The organism is Streptomyces sp. NPDC087263 (assembly GCF_044744645.1).
Classification (GTDB): Bacteria; Actinomycetota; Actinomycetes; order Streptomycetales; family Streptomycetaceae; genus Streptomyces.
Genome location: NZ_JBIUYT010000005.1, coordinates 122,679 through 146,727, shown reverse-complemented (window position 1 = coordinate 146,727; position 24,049 = coordinate 122,679). Strand labels below are relative to the sequence as shown.

At 68.4% G+C, this 24,049-nt stretch carries 19 protein-coding genes; 11 read left to right on the top strand and 8 right to left on the bottom strand.

Going from position 1 to position 24,049, the window contains the following annotated elements; genetic code table 11:
• Positions 1 to 54: 54 nt before the first annotated feature.
• Complete coding sequence (locus tag ACIPC1_RS17785; RefSeq protein WP_402517927.1) at positions 55 to 1,353, top strand: MFS transporter; 1,299 nt, start codon at positions 55 to 57, stop codon at positions 1,351 to 1,353.
• A gap of 185 nt (positions 1,354 to 1,538) precedes the next feature.
• Positions 1,539 to 2,081 carry an FABP family protein gene (locus tag ACIPC1_RS17780; RefSeq protein WP_402517924.1) on the top strand — a complete coding sequence of 181 codons (543 nt, stop codon included), beginning with the start codon at positions 1,539 to 1,541 and terminating at the stop codon, positions 2,079 to 2,081.
• Between the two features lie 32 nt (positions 2,082 to 2,113).
• Here ACIPC1_RS17780 and ACIPC1_RS17775 read toward each other — a convergent pair whose 3' ends face one another.
• Together ACIPC1_RS17775 and ACIPC1_RS17770 are read right to left on the bottom strand one after the other, a co-directional pair.
• Positions 2,114 to 2,902, bottom strand: a complete 789-nt coding sequence (locus tag ACIPC1_RS17775; RefSeq protein ID WP_402517922.1) for an SAM-dependent methyltransferase — start codon at positions 2,900 to 2,902, stop codon at positions 2,114 to 2,116.
• A gap of 223 nt (positions 2,903 to 3,125) precedes the next feature.
• Entirely contained in the window at positions 3,126 to 4,832 is a 1,707-nt protein-coding gene (locus ACIPC1_RS17770; RefSeq protein ID WP_402517920.1) for a xylosidase, read from the bottom strand.
• A gap of 390 nt (positions 4,833 to 5,222) precedes the next feature.
• On the opposite strand from ACIPC1_RS17770, the gene ACIPC1_RS17765 reads away from it, so the two are divergent.
• Positions 5,223 to 6,449: a glycoside hydrolase family 88 protein gene (locus tag ACIPC1_RS17765; RefSeq protein ID WP_402517918.1), complete on the top strand. Its 1,227-nt coding sequence runs from the start codon at positions 5,223 to 5,225 to the stop codon at positions 6,447 to 6,449.
• Positions 6,450 to 6,607: 158 nt separating this feature from the next.
• Here the strand turns inward: ACIPC1_RS17765 and ACIPC1_RS17760 are convergent, their stop codons facing one another.
• From ACIPC1_RS17760 to ACIPC1_RS17735, 6 genes are all read right to left on the bottom strand, one after another.
• Positions 6,608 to 8,125: a mannitol dehydrogenase family protein gene (locus tag ACIPC1_RS17760; protein WP_402517915.1), complete on the bottom strand. Its 1,518-nt coding sequence runs from the start codon at positions 8,123 to 8,125 to the stop codon at positions 6,608 to 6,610.
• Between the two features lie 16 nt (positions 8,126 to 8,141).
• A complete protein-coding gene (locus ACIPC1_RS17755) occupies positions 8,142 to 8,909 on the bottom strand; it encodes an SDR family NAD(P)-dependent oxidoreductase (protein WP_402517913.1) in 768 nt (255 codons plus the stop codon).
• Between the two features lie 141 nt (positions 8,910 to 9,050).
• Entirely contained in the window at positions 9,051 to 10,154 is a 1,104-nt protein-coding gene (locus ACIPC1_RS17750; RefSeq protein WP_402517911.1) for an ABC transporter permease, read from the bottom strand.
• Positions 10,151 to 11,155 carry an ABC transporter permease gene (locus ACIPC1_RS17745; RefSeq protein ID WP_402517908.1) on the bottom strand — a complete coding sequence of 335 codons (1,005 nt, stop codon included), beginning with the start codon at positions 11,153 to 11,155 and terminating at the stop codon, positions 10,151 to 10,153. Before ACIPC1_RS17745 ends, ACIPC1_RS17750 begins: the two co-directional genes overlap by 4 nt.
• Positions 11,152 to 12,714 carry a sugar ABC transporter ATP-binding protein gene (locus tag ACIPC1_RS17740; RefSeq protein ID WP_402517905.1) on the bottom strand — a complete coding sequence of 521 codons (1,563 nt, stop codon included), beginning with the start codon at positions 12,712 to 12,714 and terminating at the stop codon, positions 11,152 to 11,154. The genes ACIPC1_RS17745 and ACIPC1_RS17740 overlap by 4 nt, the downstream gene beginning before the upstream one ends.
• A 10-nt stretch (positions 12,715 to 12,724) precedes the next feature.
• Positions 12,725 to 13,774: an autoinducer 2 ABC transporter substrate-binding protein gene (locus ACIPC1_RS17735; RefSeq protein WP_402517903.1), complete on the bottom strand. Its 1,050-nt coding sequence runs from the start codon at positions 13,772 to 13,774 to the stop codon at positions 12,725 to 12,727.
• A gap of 201 nt (positions 13,775 to 13,975) precedes the next feature.
• Between ACIPC1_RS17735 and ACIPC1_RS17730 the strand changes: the two genes are divergently transcribed.
• From ACIPC1_RS17730 to ACIPC1_RS17695, 8 genes are all read left to right on the top strand, one after another.
• Positions 13,976 to 15,070 (top strand): substrate-binding domain-containing protein, encoded by a 1,095-nt coding sequence (locus ACIPC1_RS17730; RefSeq protein ID WP_402517901.1) that lies wholly within the window; start codon positions 13,976 to 13,978, stop codon positions 15,068 to 15,070.
• Positions 15,061 to 15,810: a hypothetical protein gene (locus ACIPC1_RS17725; protein WP_402517898.1), complete on the top strand. Its 750-nt coding sequence runs from the start codon at positions 15,061 to 15,063 to the stop codon at positions 15,808 to 15,810. The genes ACIPC1_RS17730 and ACIPC1_RS17725 overlap by 10 nt, the downstream gene beginning before the upstream one ends.
• A 603-nt stretch (positions 15,811 to 16,413) precedes the next feature.
• Entirely contained in the window at positions 16,414 to 17,445 is a 1,032-nt protein-coding gene (locus tag ACIPC1_RS17720) for a hypothetical protein (RefSeq protein ID WP_402517896.1), read from the top strand.
• An 85-nt stretch (positions 17,446 to 17,530) separates the two neighbouring features.
• On the top strand, positions 17,531 to 18,802 hold the full coding sequence (locus ACIPC1_RS17715) for an FAD-dependent monooxygenase (protein WP_402517893.1): 1,272 nt from the start codon (positions 17,531 to 17,533) through the stop codon (positions 18,800 to 18,802).
• Positions 18,803 to 18,879: 77 nt separating this feature from the next.
• Positions 18,880 to 20,277, top strand: a complete 1,398-nt coding sequence (locus tag ACIPC1_RS17710; RefSeq protein WP_402517892.1) for an MFS transporter — start codon at positions 18,880 to 18,882, stop codon at positions 20,275 to 20,277.
• A 42-nt stretch (positions 20,278 to 20,319) separates the two neighbouring features.
• Positions 20,320 to 21,168, top strand: coding sequence for an FAD binding domain-containing protein (locus ACIPC1_RS17705; protein WP_402517890.1), 849 nt, complete (start codon positions 20,320 to 20,322; stop codon positions 21,166 to 21,168).
• Positions 21,165 to 23,519: a xanthine dehydrogenase family protein molybdopterin-binding subunit gene (locus ACIPC1_RS17700; protein WP_402517887.1), complete on the top strand. Its 2,355-nt coding sequence runs from the start codon at positions 21,165 to 21,167 to the stop codon at positions 23,517 to 23,519. Before ACIPC1_RS17705 ends, ACIPC1_RS17700 begins: the two co-directional genes overlap by 4 nt.
• Positions 23,516 to 24,049 carry a (2Fe-2S)-binding protein gene (locus tag ACIPC1_RS17695; protein WP_402517884.1) on the top strand — a complete coding sequence of 178 codons (534 nt, stop codon included), beginning with the start codon at positions 23,516 to 23,518 and terminating at the stop codon, positions 24,047 to 24,049. Before ACIPC1_RS17700 ends, ACIPC1_RS17695 begins: the two co-directional genes overlap by 4 nt.

Below are 24,049 nucleotides of genomic sequence, written 5' to 3'. Positions count from 1 at the left end.
GACGCGGCGGCGATGCTGCGCTCGCCCCTCGGCCATGCGATAAGGAACCACGTCATGACTTCTGTCATCACCGTCGGACACGAGCAGGGAGAGGGTCACCCCGCGCACGTGCGGCGACTCCGGCACCATTCGTTCGGGTTCTGGGCCGCCACGGTGGCCTTTCTGCTGAACATGGGATTCTCGGCAGTACCGACGCCCCTTTATGTGCTCTACCAGCAACGTGATCATTTCTCCACGATCATGCTGACCGTCGTCTACGCCGTGTACGCGGTCGGGGTGATCGCCAGTCTGTTCTTCGGCGGCCATGTGTCCGACTGGGTGGGCCGCAAGAACGTGTTCGTGCCCGCGCTACTGGTCAACGTGGCCAGCGCGCTGATCTTCCTCTTCGAGCCCAGCCTGCCCGGACTCCTCGTGGCCCGGGTCGTCAGCGGGGTGTCGGTGGGTCTGACCACCGCGACGGCCACCGCCTACCTCGCCGAACTGCACCTCGGAGCGTCCGGCGGCGACAAGGGCTCTCCCCGCCGTGCCCAGGTCGTGGCGACCGCGGCGAACCTGGGCGGCATCGGCGTCGGGCCACTGATTTCCGGACTGCTGGCCCAGTACGCGCCGCAACCGCTGCGGCTGCCGTACATCCTGTTCGCCGTTGTCCTGTCCGTGCTTGCCGTACTCGTCGCGGTCTCACCCGAGACGGCCGACCGCCCGGTCCCCGCGCCGCGTTACCGGCCGCAGCGCGTCTCGGTGCCGGGGCACGCCCGCCGGACCTTCTTCGGCGCCATCGCCGCGGGCATGGCAGCGTTCGCGGTCTTCGGTGTGTTCAACTCGCTGGCTCCGTCGTTCCTGGCCGGCACCATGCACCAGGACTCGCACGCGGTGGCCGGCGCCGTGGCGTTCGCCGCGTTCGCCGCAGGCGCGCTCGCCCAGATCGCGTTGAGCCGAGCCGGGCTACAGCGCACTCTGCGGGTCGGCCCGCTGGTACTCGTCCCGGGTCTCGCGCTCCTGGCGGGCGGGATGTGGCTGCCCAGCCTGACGATGTTCGTGATCGGCGGAGTGCTCAGTGGCGCCGGCGGCGGCCTGGCCTTCCGCGGCGCACTCGGCGCCGCCGGATCCACCGCCCCGTCCGAGTCACGCGCCGAGGTGCTCGCCGGCTTCTTCCTCGGCGCCTACATCGGACTGTCGGTTCCCGTGGTGGTACTGGGCATCGCCTCCCAGTACGTGGCCGCGCGCACGGTGATGCTCGTGTTCGTGGTGGTCGCGGCCATCGCCGTGGTGCTGTGCACCCGCGTCGTGGGTGCGGAGCTGCACCGAAGCGATGGGGAGGCGGCTGGTGAGCGAACGCGAACCCGGACGCGCTGACGTTTGGCAGCGGATGTGATGTACGTGTCGGCACAGCCGGTTCCCCGCTGTTGCGGGCCGGGCCGGGCCGGAGCCACGGACGACGGTGACGGGGCGGGCATCCGGCCCCGTCCGTCACCGGCCGGACCGACACCCTAGGCTTCGACCCGACATCAGCCCCGGACCCGATCCCAGGAGCGCGCACCGTGTTCGACCCCGCACCGGCATACCCGTACCCCGATGGTCACCGACCGGACGAGGCGCCCGCCCCGCACGCGCTGCTCTCGCCCGTGCTCGGGCTCCTGGGTACCTGGTACGGCCGGGGGAACGGCGAATATCCCACCCTCGTCGAGGACTTCGCGTACGCGCAGGAGGTCACCTTCAGCCACGACGGCCGCCCCTTCCTCCGCTACGAGGCCCGTGCCTGGCTGTTGGACGCCGACGACGCACCGCTGCGCCCGTCGGCCCGGGAGAGCGGCTGGTGGCGGCTCCAGCCGGACGGCCGGGTGGAGGCACTGATCACCCAGCCCACCGGTATCGCGGAGATCGCGGTCGGCCGGGCGACCGACGGCACGGTCGACCTCGCCACCCACGAGGTGGCGCTCACTCCCACCGCGAAGGAGGTCAACGCGACCCGCCGCCGCTACGCGCTGACCGACGACGACACGCTCACCTTCGTCCACGATCTCGCGGCGGTCGGTGAGCCGTTGCAGCACCATCTCTCGGCACGGCTGCGGCGCAGGGGTTAGACGGCGACCGCTTCAGGGACGGTGGCGGGCTGTCAGGGGATGCGTGCGACGGCGGCGTAGATACCACTGCCCTCGGGCTCGGGCGCCGGCGTCGACTTGAACCATTCCGGGGCCGTCGTCAGGCCGGGTTCGATCAGTTCCAGGCCGTCGAAGAAGCGGGCGACCTCGGGGCGGGTGCGGAAACCGAGCGCGATGCCGCCCTTGGCGTACTGGGCGGTGACCTGGGCCGCCAACTCCGGGAAGAGGTCGGATGCGGCGTGTGACAGCACGAGATGGCTGCCCGAGGGGAGGGTCGCGACCAGGTTGCGGACGATGCCGTGCGCGTCCTGGTCGTCGGTGATGAAGTGCATCAGGGCGATCAGGGACAGCGCGATCGGGCGGTCGAAGTCCAGTACGGCACGGGCGCGTTCGAGTATCGCGTCCGGCTGCCGCACATCGGCCTGGATGTAGTCGGTGGCGCCCTCCGCAGTGCTGATCAGCAGCGCTTCCGCATGCCGCAGCACGATCGGGTCGTTGTCGGTGTAGACGACCTTCGCGGTCGGCGCGATCTGCTGGACGATCTGGTGCAGATTCGGCTGTGTGGGGATGCCGGTGCCGATGTCGAGGAACTGGTCGATGCCCTGAGTGGCGAGCCAGGCGGCCGCCCGGTGCATGAACTGACGGTTCTGCCGGGCCCCGTCACGTGCCTCGGGCGGCAGTTTCTCACCCAGGGCCTCGTCGACGGGGTAGTTGTCCTTGCCGCCCAGGAGCCAGTCGTAGACCCTCGCGGGATGTGCCTTGCTGGTGTCTATCTGCGGCGGGCGGGGGGTGTCGGTCGTCATGGCGGGCTCCGGCGTCAGCAGGGATCAGCAACGATGTGATCACCGTAGTCTGGCACAGCATTTCGACTGACTGTAAAGGGACTTGGCGCGTGTCAGCCGGGTGATCGCCGTGCCGTGCGGCCGCCGCTGCCCCGTACCGTTGGCAGGCGATGATTCGGGGCAAATCCGGGTACCCTCCGCGGGCCGGCCGGTCCGGGGAAGCCCGAATCGACCGGCGGCGGCCTCACACGGTGGCGATGTCGAACTGCTCCCAGTTGCCGATACTGGTGCGGTTGGCGATCAGCGGGTCCGCCCCGGCATTGTCCGCGGTGATGTACTTGGCGTTGATACGCGCGCGCAGGCTGACCGTGCCGCTGGAGTTGGTGATCAGCTGGAAGGTCTCGTACGAGCCGATCGCCGTGCGGTTGGCGATCAGAGGCTTGGCGCCGGCGTCCTCGGCGGTGACGAAGTTGTCGTTGGCGTGGGAGCGCAGCGCGATGTTGCCGTCACCGGCGTCGAACACGTCGAATTTCTCCCAGTCGCCGACGGAGGTGCGGTTGGCGACCAGCGATTCGGCGCCCCCGTCGTCGGCGGTCACGTAGGCGTCGTTGGCCTTGGCGCGCAGGGTGATCGTCTTGCCCACGTACGAGTTGACGGTGGCGGGGGTCGAGGCCGTGGAGGAGATGACCGGCTTGGTGGGGCGGGTCGCGGTCAGCGCGATCGTGCCCTTGAGCATCTTCCCGCCGTCACCGGTCAGCCGCAGGTAGTAGTCGGAGGAGCAGGCGGTGCCGTCCTCGTCGAGCGTGAGCATGCTGGCGTTGGTGGGGACCCAGGACTGCGTCTCGGCGGTCTTGGCGATCTGGTTGCCCTCGTTGTACTCGTCGTACATCGAGATGTAGATGCCCTGCACCCCGGCGCGGACCATGTTGTAGAACTGCCGCCACATGAAGTCGCCATGCACCCGCTGCCGTTCCTGCAGGTCTCCGGGCAGTACGCAGGGCTGGTAGTCGATGCCGTGCGCGGAGCAGTCCGCGACATCGGGCACGGTGGCGTTGGTGTAGAAGTTGTCGGCGTCGGCGATGTTGCCGATCCGGCCGACCAGCCATGGGGTGAGCATGTTGAAGGCGTGGTAGACGTCGCTGAATCCGGCGCGGGAGTCGCTGGTGCCGGTGCGCCACCAGGTCGGCACGCCACCGATGACGTAACAACCCTGGCTCTTGAACCAGTTGACGACGTCCAGGCAGGCCGCGGCCGAGAAGTTGTGGTTGGAGTCGTTGAAGCCGAAGCCCCATATGCAGACGACCGGCTTGCCGTTCTGCGTCGCGTAGGCCGAGGAGGCGGTGTGCGCCTTCATCTTGTTGGTCCAGTCCGTCTTGATCTCGGACTGCATGTTCGTCCAGCCGGTGACGTCGTACATGACGTAGAACTTCCGGCCGTACGCCTCCGCCGCGCTGCGCACCTTGGTCGTCATCGCGTCGCGGGTCGGGCCCTCGCCGCCGACCGGGTTGAAGCGCTGGAGCGCTGCCGTGTCGATGCCGTTCTGCTGCATCCACAGGAAGTGCGTGTTCACCGTCTGCTGGTCGTAGGAGGAGAACAACGAGGGAGACTGACCGTTGCCGAGGTTGGCGTAGGCCGTCTTGTACGTCGTGGTGTACTCCCGCACGTCCGGCCAGGACTTGATGCCGGTGTTCGAGGGGGACGGCGACTGCTGGGCGTTGGGGCTCCAGTGCCACCAGCAGTTGATCGGCGCATTGTCGCCGGTACAGGCGAACCAGCCCTGGTAGCCGACGCTGACCTTGCCGACGACATCGCCTGCGGCGCTGGCGGTGGTACCGGCGGTGGCCGCCTGGGTGATCCCGAAGGCGCCGGCCGCGGCAGCGGCGGAACCGCCGACCGCCGTGGTGAGGACCTTGCGGCGGGACCAGAACTGCTTGCGGTGGTTCTCAGACATTGCGTGGTACTCCGTGAGGGGGGTCGGGCGCCAGGCTCCGGCGACTGCCGTCCGATGCGTTCAGCAGCGGACTCATGGGGTGGGGGGAGAGAGGCGCGTCGAACTCGTGGCTGCCCACGGTGCGCCAGTCCTTTGAACAGGCGCGATCGCGGCCGTCGAAGGGATTCAACTTGCGCCGGATGTCGACGGTCAAGGTGGGGTGGGCGGCTGTGGGAAGAAGCTCAATCGGCTGGATTTCTGTTATCCGCGGTAGCGGCCCTGTGAGGCGGCATCGACACCCCGAAGTTCACATATGCGAACCGATGTCATGTGGGTGTACGTCCGGGTGGTTGCCGTGCAAAACTCCTTCAACTTCCCTACAACGTTGTCCAGTTGGAGAGGCAGGCGACTGTGAGTATTTCCCGGCGAACGGTGCTGGCTACGGCAGCCGGTGCTACGGCGGCATACGCTTCCGCACCGCAGACCGCACAGGCGGCAACCGGTCCGGTACCGGCGGCAACCGTGCGCACCTTGCGCGAGGCGGCCGACTACGCCGTGGACAAGATCCGTGCCGTCGCACCAGGGGTGAGCGGCTTTCCCGTCGGGACGAAATTCGAGAAGTGGACCTACTCCCAGAACGGTGACTGGATCGGCGGATTCTGGCCGGGAACGCTGTGGATGGCGTGGCTCTACAGCGATGACGACCAGTTCCGCACCCTGGCAATCGACTCGGCGAGGAAGCTCGCTCCCCGTCAGTACGACACCACCACCCACGATCTCGGTTTCCTGTTCTCTCCGTCGTGGGTGACCGCATGGCGTCTGACGGGCGACGACACCTGGCGGACCGGCGCCCTGAAGGCGGCCGATTCGCTGGTCCAGCGGTACAACCCGCGTGGGCGCTTCATCCGGGCCTGGGGCGCACTGAACGATCCGAACAACGCGGGCCGGGTCATCATGGACACGATGATGAACCTCGACCTCCTGGCGTTCGCCGGCGAGCAGACCGGTGACGGCACCTACCTCGACATCGCGGTGGAGCACGCGAAGACCGCTCAGCAGGTGTTCCCGCGACCGGACGGATCGACCCCGCACGTGTTCGACTTCGACCCGGCCACCGGCGCGCCGGTCGGCCCCGGCACCGTGCAGGGCTACAGCCCCACCTCGTGCTGGTCGCGCGGACAGGCCTGGGGCATCTACGGGTTCACCACGATCTACCGCCGCACGGGGAACCGCCAGTTCCTGGCCACCGCACGCAAGCTCGCCGACTTCGCCATAGGGGCGCTCACCCCGGACCACGTTCCCGTGTGGGACTACCTCGCGCCGCAGCACCCCCACGACATCAAGGACGCCTCGGCCGGCGCGATCATGGCATGCGGTCTGCTCGACCTGGCCGCCGCGACGGGCAGGCAGGAGTACCGCACGGTCGCACTGCGGATCCTCACCGCCCTGGCGCAGACCTGCCTGACGGACAAGTCCTCCCGCGCCGAGGCGGTCGTGGCCCGCTGCACCCGCAACCGGCCGGCCGAGGACGGGATCGAGGTCTCGCTCCCCTACGCCGACTACTACCTGCTGGAAGGCATCCTGCGCGTGCTGCAACCGCAGGACGTCGATCGGGCGATCGACCTGTCCACCGTCTGACGCGAGCGGGGCGTGGTGACCGCCCTCTGGCGGGCCAAGTCCGTTGTCCTGTAGGCCAGTTCGACGGTCACCCGGTAGGTCGAGTGCACCTTCGGTGCCCGCATGGCCGGTCTCACCCGGCCGTGCGGGCATCCACGTGCGGAACGGTGCTACAACGGTCAGCTCCCGGCGTCAGCACTGTCCGACGCCAGTGAGGCGTTGAGGTCCTGGATCGTTCGACGCGTTCCCACCGTGTGGAGTGACTCCAGCGTCGACCGGTATCTCTCGGCGAAGTCCCGATTGCCGGCCAGCGGACCGAAGAGCGACTCGTTCTCGATGAAGGCGAGCGGGTTGTCACGTTGCTGACGGGCGCGGGCGATCAGCTCGTCGCGCAGGGCGTCCTGTACGTCGATGGGATCACCGTGCTCATCGATGGCTTCGGCGTAGCGCGCCCAGCAAGCCACGACCGCCGCGGACCTGCCGAATTCGCGTCCATGGGCGAGGTTGTCGTTGATGACGGGCAGCAGGAACTTCGGAATGCGGTCGGAGGTGAAGGCGCACAGGCGGGCGATGGTGTCGCGGATGGAGGGGTTGGCGAAGCGTTCGAGGAGGCTGTGGATGTAGGCGTCGAGTTCGATTCCGGGAACGGGCCTGAGGGTGGGAGCGCCTTCGTGGGTCATGTAACCGAGGAGGAATTCGGCAAGTGCGGGGTCGCGGGCAGCTTCGTGCACAAAGGTGTGGCCTGCCAGGCGCCCGGCGTAGGCGATGGCCTGGTGGCCGGCGTTCAGGAGGCGCAACTTCATCAGCTCGTAGGGTTCGACGTCGTCGGTGAGCTGAACGCCGGCGGCTTCCCACGGGGGCCGGCCGGACGGGAACACGTCCTCCAGCACCCATTGTGCGAAGGGCTCACAGACCACTGGCCAGGCATCGTCGATGCCGTAGACCTCGGTGAGTTCCGCGATGTCGCCCGGGGTGGTGATCGGCGTGATGCGGTCGACCATCGAGCTGGGGAAGGCGACCTCGCTTCGGACCCGCTCTCCCAACTCGGCGTCGACGAGGGCGGCGAACGCCGAGAACGCGGTTCGGGCGACGTCTCCGTTGGACTGGATGTTGTCGCACGACATGATCGTGAATGGCGGACGTCCCGCTTCCCAGCGGAGGCGCAGCGCCTCGATGACGTAGCCGAACACGGTGCGCGGTGCGTGGCCGGGCTCGCGACCGAGATCCCGGGCGACGTCAGGAGCGGTGGGGTCGAACAGGCCGGTGACAGGGTCGAGGTTGTAGCCGCCCTCGGTGATGGTGAGCGAGACGATGCGGGTGCGCTCGTCGACCAGGACATCCAGCACCTCGTCCGGTTCGTCGGGGGCGTAGAGGCAGCGCACGATCGATCCGATCACCCGTGCTTCCCGCTGCCCGTTCGTCGCTCGGGTGACGAGGGTGTAGAGGTTGTCCTGTCGCGACAGGACCTCGGACATCACCTGGTCGGAAGGCATCAGGCCGATGCCGCAGATGCCCCAGTCGAATCCCTCGCCCTTGTTGAGCAGGCGATCGAGGTACATCGCCTGGTGTGAACGGTGGAATCCGCCGACACCGAAGTGAGCAATGCCCACGGCTACTTGGGAGCGGTCGTACGTCGGTGTCGCGACCCGTTCGTCGATATCGGCCAGCGATGCGGAGTTCACCTGTGCGATCTTCATCGTCCTCGGCTCCCGTTCAGTGCAGGACATAGCCGCCGTCGATGACCACAACCGACCCGGTCATGAACGACGAGGCGTCCGAGGCCAGGTAGACGACGCTCGGCGCGATCTCCTCCGGAAGCGCGTACCTCTTCATCGGCGCGTCCTCGATCCAGTGCTGCCGGAATTGCGGCTCGTCGACCGCGGCCATCTCCGTTTTGACGTATCCGGGGGCGAGTGCGTTGACCCGGATGTTGTACTCGGCCCACTCAGCTGCCAGAGACTTGGTCAGCTGATGGACGGCCGCCTTCGACGCGTTGTAGGAAGGCTGCCACTGCGGCCGGTTCACGATGAGCGAGCTGATCGATCCGATGTTCACGATGCTGCCGCCACCGGTGTCCTTCATGTGCGCGCCGGCCGCCCGGCACATACGCCACAGCGCGCGCAGATTGACATCAAGGACGAAGTCCCACTCCGCGTCGGGGATTTCCAGCGCGGGGCGGTGAACGGCGATACCGGCATTGTTGACCAGGATGTCGAGTCCACCCAGGCGTTCCACGGCTCCCGCCACGGCTTGTGTGGGGCCGTCGTCCGAGACGAGGTCGACTTCGAAGGCCTGCGCCTGCACGCCGGCGGCGGCCAGTGCGCCGACGGCGGACGCGTTGCGTTGCGCATCCCGCGCCACGAAGGCGACATCGGCGCCTGCTTCGGCCAGCCCCCGGACGAACGCCAGCCCGAGGCCGCGATTTCCGCCGGTGACCAGAGCACGTTTCCCTGCCAGGGAAAAGGTGTCGAGTATGGACATCGTTGTTCTCTCCAAAGTTGTCCGGACAGGTGCGAGTGGAGCGGCGGGTGCAGGGGACCGGATACAGGCCGGCCCGCTGGACCCGGAGCGGACCGCGGCGTCGGTCGTCTGCTGCTTCGGCCGCGGCTCAGTGCACCGGTCTCATGAGCGGATCCACCGCGCGAAGCGGCTGATGAAGACGTTCAGCAGTGCGGCGAGCAGCAACAGGGCACCGAGGGCGAACAGTTGCAGCTTGCTTGACTGTTCGTTGTTGAACAGCAGCAGAATTCCCGCGTTGAGCCAGGTCACCAGCAGCGCCCCGAGTGCCACCCCGCCGACGCGACCGACGCCGCCCGATATGGCGACGCCGCCCAGAACGGCGACCGTGATGGCGGGAAGCGTCATGCCCGCGCCCGAGGTGCCGGCATCGGTGGTTGCCGAGGCGAACTGAGCAACGGTCACCACCGCCACCAGTCCCGCGATCGTTCCCGACAGCACGTATGCGGTGAACCGCACGCGTCCGACCGAGATCGCCGCGAACCGGGCGGCCGTCTCGTTCGTGCCCAGTGCGTAGAGCCGGCGGCCGTAGGTGGAGCGGTGCAGCACAAACCACGCGACCACCGCAGTGGGCAGGAAGAAAGTGAGCACCTGTAGTGGAATGTCGGGCACTAGACCGCCGATCAGCGGCAGGGAGACGCTCCGGGTCAACGACGTCAGATCCTGGATTTCGGTCGTGGCGATCGGCGCGCTGTGGTGAATGGTGAGCGCCAGCGCGCTGTACGCGTAGCTCGTCGCCAGCGTCGCGATCAGCGCGGGTATGCGAAGGACGCCGATGAGCAGGCCGTTGACCGCGCCCAGCACCGCGCCACCGGCCATCGCCGCGAGGATCGCCAGCCACAACGGCCAGTGCCAGAAGGCGTATTCGTAGCCGAAGACGATGCTGACCAGGCTCACGGTCCCGCCGACGGAGAGATCGATGCCGCCCCGGCCTCCGATGATGACGAAGGCTTCGCCCACGGCGAGCATGAATATCGGCACGAAGTAGGCGAGATAGCCGGCCAGGTAGTTCGCGCTGAACGGAGCGAGCAGATAGTCACCGACGCTGAGGAAGTGGAACCAGACCAGCAGTACCACCAGCAGAACGATCAGCAGCGCGATCCGGTCGGTGAGCAGCCACCGCAACGCCGCGGAGCGGTGGGCCCTGCCCTTGGCCGGGGGCACGGGATCGATGTCGACTGTTTCGGATGGGGCTTCGTCGATGGTCATAGTGCCCTCCTGCGACGCTCCCGCAGAACGTCCGTCCCCACGGCGAGCACGATGAAGATCCCGACGAACAGGTTGGCCAGTTGCGAGGGCCAGTTGAGGATCGTGACAGCACTGGTCACGGTGCCTACGAGCAGGGCACCCAGCAGCGTGCCGAGAACGGTCCCGCGACCGCCGAGGATGCTGGTGCCACCGATCACCACCGCCGCGATCACCTTCAGCTCCAGCCCTGTGCCGCTGTTCTGCTGCACGGTGCCGCCACTGCCGATCAATACGCATCCGGCCAGGCCGGCCATCACGCCGACCAGGACGTAGGCGGCGACCACCCGGCGCCTGACGCGGATGCCGGCCAGGCGTGCGGCTTTGGCGTCACCGCCGATCGCGTACCAGTGCCGGCCCGAAGGCCGGTGGCGCATGTAGACCCACACGGCCGCGCTGATCAGCATGCTCAACCACCAGGAGTTCGGCACCCCGAGCAGTCGCCCACTGCCGCCACCGCCGAGGAGCCGCAACGTGTCGGGGACGCCGTCGAGATTTCCCGGCCCGAAGATCTCCAGCGACAGGAAGCGGAAGAGGTTCAGCGTGGCGAAGGTCATCACGATGGGATGGATGCCGGTCAGCGCGATGACCGCACCGTTGAAAGCGCCCAGCAGACCGCCGACAACCACGGCTATGAGCAAGGCTGTTCCGATGCCGACGTGCTGCGTGGTGATGGCCTTGCCGACCACCACCATCACCACGGCAACAGCGCTGCCGACCGAGACGTCGATTCCGCCGGTGACGATCACGGCCGTCATTCCGATCCCGATCAGAGCGACCGGGGCAACCGACGACAGGATGTTCTGAACGTTGACTCCGCTCAGGAAGGTGTCCGTTCCGAGAGCGAGACCCACCCAGAGCAACGCGATCACGCCGAGGAGCACGAGTTCAGGTCCCTCGACGGCGGCGAACGCGGTCCGCCACCGCTGTGCGCCGACTGTCCGCGGCGTACTCAACGCGGTCACGACACCTCCTCCACTTCGTCCGTCGCGCCGCCGTCGAGATCTCCGGCAGCGGCGGCCAGGACGTCCACACCCGGTGTGCCCCGTTCGAAGGACGCGGCCACGGTCCTGTTCCGCATGACGATCAGGCGGTCCGCCAGCGTCAGTGCCTCTTCCAGGTCGGTCGAGGAGACGACGATGGCGCTGCCGGTGGCGGCGAGGTCGAACACACGCCGATGGATCTCGGCCTTGGCGCCGACGTCGACGCCCTGGGTGGGTTCCTGTAGGACGAGCACCCGGGGGTGTGTCGCCAACTGCCTGCCGATCACGACCTTCTGCTGGTTGCCGCCGGACAGGGAGGCGATGGGTGTCGCGGAGTCCGGCGCTTTCACCGCGAGCCGCGCCATGTACGTCTCGGCGAGTCGACGCTCGCCGCGTCGCTTCACCCAGGTGAAGCGACTCAGCTGATCCAGGCTGGACAGGCCGAGGTTGAAGGCGATGCTCTTGTCACCGAAGACTCCTTGCAGTTTCCGGTTCGCCGGGACGAGCCCGACGCCGGCGTTCTGTGCGTCACGCGGACTGTGCAGCGGAGTCCTGCGGCCGTCCACCGTGACCGTGCCGGCGGTCGGCGGCAGGATGCCGAACAGGCTCTGGGCCAGTTCGTCGTTCCCGGAGCCCACCAGGCCGTAGACAGCGACGATCTCACCTGCCGACACATCGAAGGTGACATCGCGGAACGCGGAGCGGTACCCGAGACCGGCAACCTTGAGCACCGCCTCGCCGGATGCGGCCTCGCGCCGTCGGTCGCTCGTGACGACCTGCTTGCCGACCATCAGCTGGGCGATTTCGCGGATCGTCGTCGTCGGGACATCGCGCGTCGCGACGACCTCGCCGTCACGCAGCACTGTGACGCGGTCGGCGATGCGCTTGATCTCGTCGAGCCGGTGGCTGATGTAGATGACGCCCACACCGTCACGGCGACTGGCCCGGATGGCCTTGAACAGCAGATCGATGTCGTGGTCGACGAGGATGGCCGAGGGCTCGTCGAGGATCAGTATGCGGGGCTTGCGGATGAGCGCCTTGGCGATCGATACGAGCTGCTGCTCGGCCACCCGCAGGTCTCCGGCCCTGACGTCCGCGATGCGTGGATCCATGCCGAGGAGCTGGAAGGCGGCCTCGGCCTCGGCGCGCTGTCGTCTCCAGTCGACCCTTCCCCGAGTGCGCAGCTCGCGACCGATGTACACGTTCTCGACCACGGTGAGTTCGGCGAACAGCTGGGGCTCCTGGTACACCGTCGCGATGCCGACATCCAGCGCCGCCGAGGTGCTGCCCCTGCCCAGTGGTGTGTCGCCCAGTTCGATGCTGCCGGCATCCGGTGTCTCGGCGCCGGAGACGATGCGGATGAGAGTGGATTTGCCGGCGCCGTTCTCGCCGACGAGCGCGTGTACTTCACCGCTGCGGACTTCGAAGTCGACACCCCGCAGAGCGCGCACGCCGCCGTATGCCTTCTGAATACCGGAGAGCCTCAGAAGTGCTCGCTCGGATGTGGAGTCCCGGGCGGCCTCGTGGTGGGTGGAGGTCATCGAGGCGTCCTTAGTAGTCGTACTGTCCGACGTTGGCCTTGGTGAGGATGAGCGGAGGGCCGAGCAGTACGGTCGGCACGCCTTCCATGACGCCTTCCTTGACCGCAGGGAGACTGTCGGAGACGTGGTTCACCGGCTGCAGGGTCTTGCCGGTCGCGAGCTCGTATCCGGTCCAGGCGGTGAGGTATCCGAGGGCCTGGACGTCCCAGAGGACCGAGGCGCTGGAGGACCCGTCGTTCAGGAACGGCTGCATGCTCTTCGGTGTGCCGACGCCGACCGTGAAGACCTTGCCGATCTTTCCGGTCTCCTGCACTGCCTGGGCCACGCCCGGCGCCGAGGTGGTGCACTCGCCCACCAGGCCCTTGATGTGGGGATGCGCGGCCATCAGCGACTTGGCCATCGTCACGGCCTGTGCCTGGTCCTCGCTGGCGTAGACGACGCTGTCGAGCTTGAGTCCGGGGTACTTCTTGGCGGCGTACGACTTCTGGACGGCGATCCAGGCGTTCAGATTCGCGGCGGTCTGGCCGCAGGAGACGATGGCGTATTCGCCCGTGTCTCCCATCGCCTTCACCATCTGGTCGACCAGGGCCTCGCCGATGGCCTGTGCCGTGCCCTGGTTCACGAAGACCGACCGCACGGAGTTCGGGGCGTCGCTGTCGGACGTGATGACCTTGATGCCCGCGGCCTTCGCCTGTGCCAGCACCGGGGCCAGTGAGTCGGGATCGTCGGGAGCGACGGCGATGACGTCCACCTTCTGCTGGATCAGCGACTGGACGATGCCGGCCTGAGCGGCGGGGTCCGCGGTGGAAGGTGCGTTGACGACCCACTTGAAACCGAGGGCCTTGGCCGCGGCCTCGGCGCCGGTGTCCATGGCGTCGTAGTACGCGGCCTGCAACTTGGGGACGAAGGCCACGGTGACCGACGACGTCGAAGCGCTGGAGGCGCTGGAGGCGCCGGAGCTGTTCGAACCCTGCTTCGTGCATGCCGCTGTCATACAGAGCGCCGCGCCCACGACTGCGGCCAGTGCGCCTCGTGTCCTTCTGTCGGTGAAGGTGACCATCGATCCACTCCCTTGTGCGTGCGATGACCCGCATCTGGTGGGGCAGGCGGTTGTGATCTCGTCTCCGGCCCGGGTTCGTGTCACGCCGCCGCCGGCATCCGCTTGCGCGAGCGTTTCATATGTCGTACTCTCACCCGAGATGGTGAACGCACATTAAGTCAGGGTTTCGGTGACGTCAACACCTTGGCCGGAGGGGAACGGATGACGCCGTCGCAGAAGAAGCACCGCGTACCCGCGGTCTCCCGCACAGCGCTCGTACTCGATGCGCTGTCCGCCGCCGACCGGCCGTGCGGCCTCGCCGAGCTCACCGCGCTGACCGGAGCGCCGAAGAGCAGCGTGCTCGGCATCTGCCGCGCGCTCACGGAGGAGCGACTGCTCACCCGGGGCATCGACGGCACCTACGCGTTCGGGCCGCGACTGTACGAGTTGGCCTCGATGGCGCGGACGCAGAGCCAGACCGTCCGTCGCGTGGGGTTCACCTATCCGGAGAACGAGCCGTTCTTCCTCGCCGAGTGCCGTCGTCTCGCAGAGGAAGCCAGAGCTCGGGGCATCCAGGTGGACATTCGCTGTGCGAACCGGTCGACGGCGAATCAGATCGACGACATCGCGGACTTCGTCGACGCGGGCGTCGATCTGATTCTCGTGGAGCCGGTCGCGTCCGACGGGCTGGTGGACGTGTTGAGCAAGGCGAAAGCCGCGCACATCGCCGTCGTGGCCGTCGGCAGTTCGACATCGGGTGCCGACGCGGTCGTCGCGACCGACAACACCAAAGCGGGTGCTCTCGCCGCCGGTCTGCTCGCCCGGGTGCTGGGCGGCAAGGGAACTGTGGCTCTCGTCGACGGAATCGCGATCACCGCCAATGCCGACAGAATCTCCGGATTCCTCGGCGCGATGGCTGAGTATCCGAACATGAGGACCGTGATCGGCGCACCCGGCGCGCTGAACGAGGAATCCGGCGAGTCGGCGGCACGGGAGATCCTGAAGTCGGGGGAAGCCATCGACGGCATCTTCGCGGCGAACGACCAGATCGGCCTGGGTATCGCGAAGGTTCTGGCAGAAGAGGGAAAACCGGTACCGATCGTCGCAGTTGACGGGGCTCGGCAGGCGGTCGAGCAGATCCTGGCCGGTGGGCCGCTCATCGGATCGGCCGCCCAGGATCCGCAGCGCCTGCTCAGTGTGGCGCTGGAGCTCGGTGTGGCCCTGCGGTCCGGTTCGGGGCGAGTTCAGCGAGCGGTGTTCCTGCCGCCGCAGATACTCGACCGCAACAACGCGAAGGACTACGAGACATGGGGATAGAGCAACCGCGCCGCACACCCGCTGTGCACCGGGCCGTCGATGTCCTCGACGCGGTGGGCCACAACGTGGCCACGACACCGGCCGCGCTGGCCGCCGAGCTGACCATGGCGAAGAGTTCGATCGGCGACCTCGTCGAGGCACTGGAAGTCGAGAATCTGCTGCGCCGGGCGATCAACGGAAATCTGCGACTCGGGATCCGTCTCGCCGCAGCGACCGCCGGCACTCCGGAGGACCCCACACTGGTCGAGCGCGCCCTGCGGGTTCTCGGACAGATCGCGTATTTCGACAGTCACACGGTTTCGTTCGTGCGCGTCGTCGGGCTCCAGGCGCTGTGCGTGGACGTCCGGATGGGACAGCACCCCCTCGCGTTGACGCCGCGCCCCGGGCAGTCCAGGCCGATGGCCGACAGCGCCGGCGCAGCGGCCGTACTGCGGAGTGTGTCCGAAAGGACGGCTCGTGAATTGGTGGATCGATACGCCGACCACCAGGGAATCACCCCGCAGAACATCCAGGACGCGCTGACCACGATCACGGCCGTGGACCAGGACGGCGCGCGCGTCGTGCGGCTGACTGATTCCTACGGAATCGTTCAGCTCGGGATACGAGTCGGTGCCGACGACTCCGATGCGCACATCGCCGCTGTTCTTCACCTGCCGGACCGGCTGGCCGACCCGACGACACTTCTCCGGGGCGAGACCGCGCTGGCCGATCTGGCCGCCAGACTGAGTTCGCGCGCGTAGAGCGGGCGCCGTACGGCCAGGGGCGCACGGATACTCGCAGGGGCGCGGCTCTGGCGTTGTGGCCGGCTCACCACTGCGCAGACCTGGCCGCTTCGACGCGCGCAGGCAGCCGTTGCGCTCCGCCCGGTAGCGCGGGACGGTGCGCGCCCTTGGCTGTCAGGTCCTCGTCGGTGCGGGGTTGGTCTCCTTGCCTGGTCCGGCAAGGCCGCAGGGCCGGACGCACTGGTGCCGAGCCGCCCCGGGTCGTCCTGGCGACACATTCTTTCGTGACGCGGCACGCGCCCCAAGGGCGATGAACGCACAAAAGACCAGTTCAGACCTGTGTGCATGCGGCTCGCGGGCCCCTCCGTGGCACTTCACCTCCGTGTTAACTCGGATCGAAGCCCCTTGCCAAGCGGGATCGTACGTGTTCGGATTATCTCTGTCGGGCGGCCCCCCACCGTCCCGAATCCGTTGCTCGATGCCCGTACGGCGGGGTGGGTCCGCCCTGTCTCCACTCCCTCATCCCTCCCGGTGTCGACGTGTCCCGAGCGTGGCCGCGGCCTACCCGCGTTGATGCGGAGGCCGTGTCCGGTACCCACGAGCGAGTCCTTGGAGGAACCCGTGTTCGATCTTTCGTCTGTTGATCTGCTCGATGCGTTCATCCGTGAGTTGCGGCTGTGCAAGGTCCGCAGCGGTGAGCATGTCGTCGTGCTCTCCGAGCCCGGCAGCCGCGGTGACTACGTGGAGGCCGCGTTCGGCGCGGCCAAGGCGTGCGGCGCACATGTCATCGCCGCGACCGTGCCCGGTGGCAGCCCGGCTCCGATGCCGAGCACCCACACCGGGGCCGGTCCGGGCCTGGTGTCCGTCCTCAACGACACCGCCGCACAGGACCTGCTGAAGTCCGCGGACCTGGTCGTCGACCTGACCCGTGAGGGCTTCATCCACGCGCCGGTCCAGCAGGAGATCCTGCGCGCGGGCACCCGCATCATCTTCGTCTGTGACGCTCCGGACGTGCTCATCCGCAACCTCCCCAAGGAGGGCGACAAGGCCGAGGTCCAAGAGGGCGTCGACCTGCTGAAGCGGTCCTCCGTCATGCGGGTCACCTCCGACGCCGGCACCGACCTCACGGTTCAACTCGCGGGCGCCAAGCCGGAGTTCCAGTGCGGGTTCGCCGACGATCCGGGCCGCTGGGACCACTGGCCCAGCACCATGGTGATGTGCTGGCCGGAGATCTCCGACGGACAGATCGTGCTGGCGGAGGGCGACATCCTGCTGCCCTTCAAGGAGTACGTCCGCGACCGGGTCACGCTGGAGATCGTCGGCGGGCACATCGAGAAGGTGTCGGGCGGCGCCGACGCCGCGCTGCTGTCGACGTTCTTCGAGGACGCGCAGGACCAGTGGGCACGCAGCCTCTCCCACATGGGCTGGGGCCTGATGCGCACGGCTGACTGGTTCGCCACGGCGATGTACGGCAAGGGCGACCTGATGGGCATGGACGCCCGCGCCTTCGCCGGCAACTTCCTGTGGTCGACCGGCCCCCACCCGGTACTGGGCCGCGAATCGTACGCCCACCTCGACATCGCCATGCGCGGATGCACCGTCTCGGTCGACGGCACCGAGGTCGTCACCGACGGGAAGCTCACCGACCGCTGAGCTCGCAGAGGGCTCAGCTTCCCGACCGCTGAGCTCACCGCTTCGCGCACGAACCACCCGTACACGCCGATGCGTTGGAGGAAGAGTGGCGTCCAGCCAGTCGTACGAAGTCACCGTCGTCGGGGGAGGACTCGGCGGGCTGACCGCAGCCCTGGCGCTGCGGCAGCGCGGCCTGCGCGTCACCGTCCTCGAGCAGGCCTCGCAGCTCGGCGAGGTCGGCGCGGGCATCCAGACCGCACCGAACGCCAGCCGGATCCTGATGGGCCTCGGGCTGCGCCGGCAGATGGAGGCCATCCACACGGAGCCGCTCGACCAGGTGCGGCGCCGCTGGAAGGACGGCAGCATCGTCGCTCTGACATCACTGGGGCAGCGCTGCAAGGACGAGTTCAACGCCCCCTACTGGCACTACCACCGGGCCGACCTGCACCGCGTCCTGCTGGACGCGTGCCTCGACCCGGCGGGTCCTGGCCCCGTCGTGGAGGTGCACACCGCGAGCAAGGTCGTCGAGCTGGACCGCACGGCCCCGGAACGCCCCGTCGCGGTCACCGACGACGGACGGCGCTACGCCTGTGACGTGCTCATCGGCGCCGACGGAGTCCGCTCGCAGGTACGCGATCTGATGGGCGCGCCCGACACCCTGCTGTTCTCCGGCGAGATGGCCTACCGGGCGCTGATCCCCGGCGACCTGATCGCCGCAGACCCGGCGACGCGCTGGCTCGTGGACCGCTACCAGAGCACCATCTGGTACGGCCCCGACCGGCACCTCGTGCACTACATGATCCGCGGCGGCGAGTACCTCAACGTCGTGGCGTGCGTGCCGTGCACGGACGAGGTGCGTGAGAAGTGGTCCGTCCCCGCGACGGCACAGGATCTCGTCGACGCCTTTCCCGGCTGGGACGACCGCGTACCGGCGATGCTGTCCAAGGCGAAGGAGGACGTTTCCGTCTTCGCCCTCTACCACCGGCGGCGCGACCCGGTGTGGATGGACGGCCGTGTCGCCCTCCTCGGCGACGCCTGCCACGCGATGCTGCCCTACCAGGCACAGGGCGCCTCGCAGGCCATGGAGGACGCCGCCGTCCTCGCCGAGGAACTGGGCGGGGTCACGGCCGACGGCATCGAAGGGGCGCTGCGCCGCTATGTCGACCGGCGTGCCAAGCATGCCGGAATGGTCCAGGATGCTTCGCTGGAGAACAAGACCTTCTACCACTTTCCCGACGGCCCCGAGCAGCAGGCCAGGGACGAGAGGCTCAGGCGCGGATTCGACGGTGAGTCCGACCTCTCCTACGACTGGCTGTGGAGCGGCACTCCGCTCAATGACCCCGATCTCGGCGCGTTCTCCTACCGCTTCGCGCGCTGAGGCCCCCGCCTCACCCTCCGGTTCCCGGCACCCGCAACCGCCGTACTCCGTCCCCGTCGCGACACCGTGGAGCGAACGTGAAGACAGGCGATCAGATAGTTCAGGAACTCCCCTGGAAATGGCCGGTCCAGGGAAAGATCTTCGTCATCGGTGGCCTCGGCTACCTCTTCGACGCATACGACATCGCACTGAACGGCTTCCTCATGCCGCTGTTGGGTGCGCACTTCGACCTCTCGCTGGGCGGGCGCGGACTCGTCGCCACCGCCAACCTCGTCGGCATGGCCGTGGGCGCCGTCGCCTGGGGTTCGGTCGCGGACCGGATCGGACGCAAGCGGGCCTTCAGCGTCACCTTGCTGATCTTCGCCCTGTTCTCGGCGCTCGGCGCGCTCGCACCGACGTATCCCGTCTTCCTCGCGCTGCGCTTCCTCGCCGGTGTGGGCCTCGGCGGCTGCATCCCCGTCGACTACGCGCTGGTCGGCGAGTTCTCCCCGCGCAAGTACCGGGGCCGGGTGCTGACCGCGCTCGACCTGTGGTGGCCGATCGGCGTGACGCTGTGCGGGCTCGTGTCGACGGCGATGCTCTCCCTCGACGGGAACTGGCGGTGGATGCTCGCCACGATGGTGCTGCCCGCGCTCCTACTGTTCTGGGTGCGCCGCGGCATCCCCGAGTCGCCGATCTATCTGACGAGCAAGGGCCGGGAGGCCGAGGCCCGGCAGGTCATCGACGACCTCGTCGCCCGCACCGGCGCGCCGGTCGTGCCGTACACCATCCCCGAACCCGTTGCCGAGACCGGCGTGCGCGCAGTGGCCGCCGCGGCCGAACAGCTGCGCCGGGTCTGGAAGTTCAGCCCGCGGATCACCTCGGCGGCCTGGTTGCTGTTCGCCACGATCATGCTCGTCTACTACGCGGCGCTGAGCTGGATGCCGTCCATCCTCAAGGAGGAGGGCCTCGGAGACACGGCCGCCTTCATGAGCACCACCGTGATGAGCGGTGTCGGCGTCGTCGGCGTCGTGGTCTCCACCGCGCTCGTCGACATCGTCGGCCGTAAGTGGCTCATCGGCGTCTCGGCGCCGGTCGGGGCGCTGGCGCTGGTGGTGTTCGCGCTGGTGATGAAGATGCCGACGGGGTCGGTCGTGGCGATCGCCGTGTTCGGCTTCCTGATGCAGCTCACCATCCCCGCCCTGTACGCGTACGTCTCCGAGCTGTACCCCACTGCGCTGCGGGCCAGCGGCTTCGGCTGGGCCTCGTCGGTCAGCCGGGCCCTCACCGGCTTCGCGCCGCTGCTGTTCGGCTCGGTGATGTGGCCGGCGCTGGGGCTCCCGGTGACGTTCGCGGTGCTGGCACTCGCCGTGCTGGGGGCCGTCGTATGGATGGCGGTCGCGGCTCCGGAGACAAAGGGCCGGGCGCTGGACGGCGACGACGAGCAACTCCCGGTGCCCGCGCCCCGGGTGGTGGTCCAGCAGGCGGCTCTCTGACCGCCCGAACCACCACAGCACACCACGTACGACAGGAGGACCATGAAGCCCGCCCCCTTCCGGTATCACCGGGCGCCCGACATCGACGGAGCCGTTCGTCTGCTGGCCGAGCTCGGCGACGACGCAAAGATCATCGCCGGCGGACAGAGCCTCGTCGCGATGATGAACTTCCGGCTGGCCCGCCCGCGGCATCTCGTCGACATCGGCGGGATGAGGGAGCTCGACCGCTTGCACCGGGACGTCGACGGCGGCCTGCGCATCGGGGCGCTCACCACCCACCACACGGTGGAGACCGACCCGGCGGGGATGCTCGGGGCGGGCTTCGAGGTCCTGCGGGACGCCATGAGCTGGATCGGGCACCTGCCGATCCGTACGCGCGGCACGGTCGGCGGCAGCATCGCGCACGCCGACGCCACCGCCGAGTGGTGCCTGCTCGCGGTGGTCCTCGACGCCGAGTTGGTGGCGCGCGGGCCGCGCGGCGAGCGCCGGATCCCGGCCGCGGACTTCTTCCTCGGCTACTACACGACGGCTCTCGACCCGGACGAGATCCTCGTCGAGATCGTCTTCCCGCGTCCCGCCCCGCACGCGGCCCTCACCGAATTCGCCGAGCGGCGCGGTGACTTCGCGATCGTCGCGGCCGCCGTGGACCTGGACGTCGACGAAGGCGCCGTACGCGGCGGCCGGGTGGCGCTCGGCGGAGTGGCGGCCGCGGTGGTGCGGGTGCCCGAGGCAGAAGCCGTCCTGGCCGGCGGCGGCTCCTTCGACGACTGCGCGTCCGCGGCCGCGGCGGCTGTCGAGCCTCCAGCCGACGCGTCCGCCAGTACGCACTACCGCAAAGAACTCGTCCGGACACTGGTCCGGCGCGCCTGTGAGGAGGCGATGGCCCGATGAGCCGGAAAAAGCTGGTGGGTACGTCGGTGGCACGCCGCGAGGATCCGCGGTTGCTGTCCGGGCGCGGCCGGTTCGTCGACGACATCGCACTGCCCGGCATGCTGCACGCCCAGTTCGTACGCAGCACGGTCGCCCACGGTGAGATCGCTTCCGTCGACCTCTCGGCGGTACGCGAAGTCCCTGGCGTCGTGGCCGCGTTCACGGCGGACGACCTGGAGCTGGGCGACATCACCGCCCAACTCGGGCGCCCTCTCTCGGAGTTCGTCCCCACCGCGATGCCCGTCCTCGCCCGCGACAAGGTCCGCTACGTGGGCGAGCCCCTGGCCATCGTCGTGGCCAGGGACGCCTACGCCGTGGAGGACGGACTGGAGGCGGCCCGCGTCACCTACACGACGCTGCCGCCGGTCGTCTCCGAGGAGGTGGCGCTGGCGCCCGGCGCCCCGCTCGTCCACGCCGAAGCCGCCCGCAACACACTCGTCGACGTCTCCCTCTTCGCGACGGACGGCATCGACGAGATCTTCGCGTCCGCGCCCTGCGTCGTCCATGTCGAGACCAGGACGGGCCGGCAGAACGCGCTGCCGCTGGAGACCCGTGGCGCCGTGGCGCACTGGGACGACCGAGAGGAACAGCTCGTCCTGCACACCTGCACCCAAATCCCGCACCAGGTGAGGACGGTGGCCGCCCGCAGCCTGCGCCTCGACGAGCGCGCGGTGCGGGTCGTGGTGCCCGACATGGGCGGCGGCTTCGGCCAGAAGTGCGTCGTCGGACGTGAGGAGATCGCGGCGGCCGCCGCCGCACTGCGCCTGCGCCGTCCCGTCAAGTGGATCGAGGACCGTAAGGACGCCCTGTCCGCGTCCTTCCTCGCCCGCGAACAGCACTACCAGGTGCGCGCCGCCTTCGACACGGACGGCAGGATCCTCGGCCTCGACGCGGACGTGGTCTGCGACATGGGCGCCTATTCCTGCTACCCGTTCACCGCCGGCATCGAGCCGCTGATGGCATCCGCCGAAATGCCCGGCGTCTACAAAGTGCCCGCCTACCGGGTACGTGGCCGGGCCATCACCACCAACAAGGCGCCCACCGGGCCCTACCGGGGAGTGAGCCGCCCGCAGTACGTGATGGTCGTCGAGCGGCTCTTCGAACGTGCCGCGCGCGAACTCGGCCTGGACGCGGTCGAGATCCGCCGCCGCAACGTCATCACCGACTTCCCCTACACCGGCGTCAACAACATCACCTACGACCCCGGTTCCTATCTGGAGTCGCTGAACCTCTGCGAGCAACTCGTCAAGGACGAGGGCTGGTACGGGACACAGGCCGCGGCGACGGCCGAGGGACGGCACATCGGCATCGGCTACTCGTGCTTCAGCGAGCGCACCGGATACGGCTCCACCGCCTTCGCCCAGCGCAAGATGCAGGTGGTGCCCGGATTCGACATCTCCGAGGTGCGGATGGACACCAGCGGCGCGGTGACCGTCACCACCGGCACCATGAGCCACGGACAGAGCCACGAGACGACGATGGCGCAGATCGTCGCCGACGAACTCGGCCTCGACATCGCCAAGGTGAGGCTCCATCAGGGCGACACCGACCGCATCACCTACGGCTTCGGCACCTTCGCCAGCCGCTCCATCACCATCGGCGGCAGCGCCGTACGCCTCGCCGCCAAGAAGCTAGGCGAGAAGCTGCGCGCCATCGCGGCGGCCCGCTGGGACATCGACCCGGACGACGTGGAGCTGACGGACGGTGTCGCCCGTCGCCGGGACGAGCCCTCCGTCGCCCTCACCTACGAGGAGATCGCCGACATCGCCTACCTCCGGGCGCACCTGCTGCCCAAGGACATCGAACCGGGTCTGACGGCCGCCGCCACCTTCGACGTCTTCAACGACGGCACCTTCTCCAACGCGACCCACGGCGTCGTCGTCGAACTGCACGAAGGCACCGGACAGGTGGAGATCCTGCGGTACGTGTGCGTGGAGGACTGCGGCGTCGCCATCAACCCGCAGGTCGTCGAGGGACAGTGCCGGGGCGGCATCGCACAGGGCATCGCGGGCGCACTGTTCGAGCAGGTGACGTACGACGACCAGGGCGAACCGTCGGCGACCAGCTTCATGGACTACAAGGTGCCCACCGCCCACGAGATCCCCGACGTACTGATCCACCACCTGGAGACGCCCTCCGCGTTCACCGAGACCGGTGCGAAGGGCGCCGGCGAGGGCGGCACCATCGGGGCCCCCGCCGCCGTCCTCAACGCCGTCAACGACGCCCTGCGCGCCACCGGCGTCGAACTCGACAACACCCCCATCACCCCGGAGACCGTGCATCGCGCCCTGCACCTGGAGGCCACCTCATGACCGAGGAAACAGCCCTGAGCGAGCGGGAGTTGCAGCTCCTCGTCCTCGACGTCAACGGCGAGCAGCACGAGGTGATCACCGAGCCGCGCCGCACCCTCGTCGACGTACTCCGGCACGAGCTGCGGCTGACCGGTACGCATGTCGGCTGCGAGCACGGCATCTGCGGCGCCTGCACCGTGCTGGTCGACGACCGGCCCGTACGCGCCTGCCTGATGTTCGCCGCCCAGGCCGAGGGCGCCCGGATCCGTACGGTCGAGTCCCTTTCGGACGGAACCGAACTCGGTGATCTGCAACGGGCGTTCAGTGAGCACCACGGCTTGCAGTGCGGGTTCTGCACGCCCGGCTTCCTGATGCTCGCCGAGGGGTTCCTCGCCGAGCGGCCGGAGGCGACCAAGGACGAGATCCGTGAGGTCGTCGCCGCCAACCTGTGCCGGTGCACCGGCTACCAGACCATCGTCGAGGCGATCGACGGGTGCGCGACGGCTCGGCGCGGGGCCTGCGCGAACCTCTGTGACAGCAAGGAGAAATGA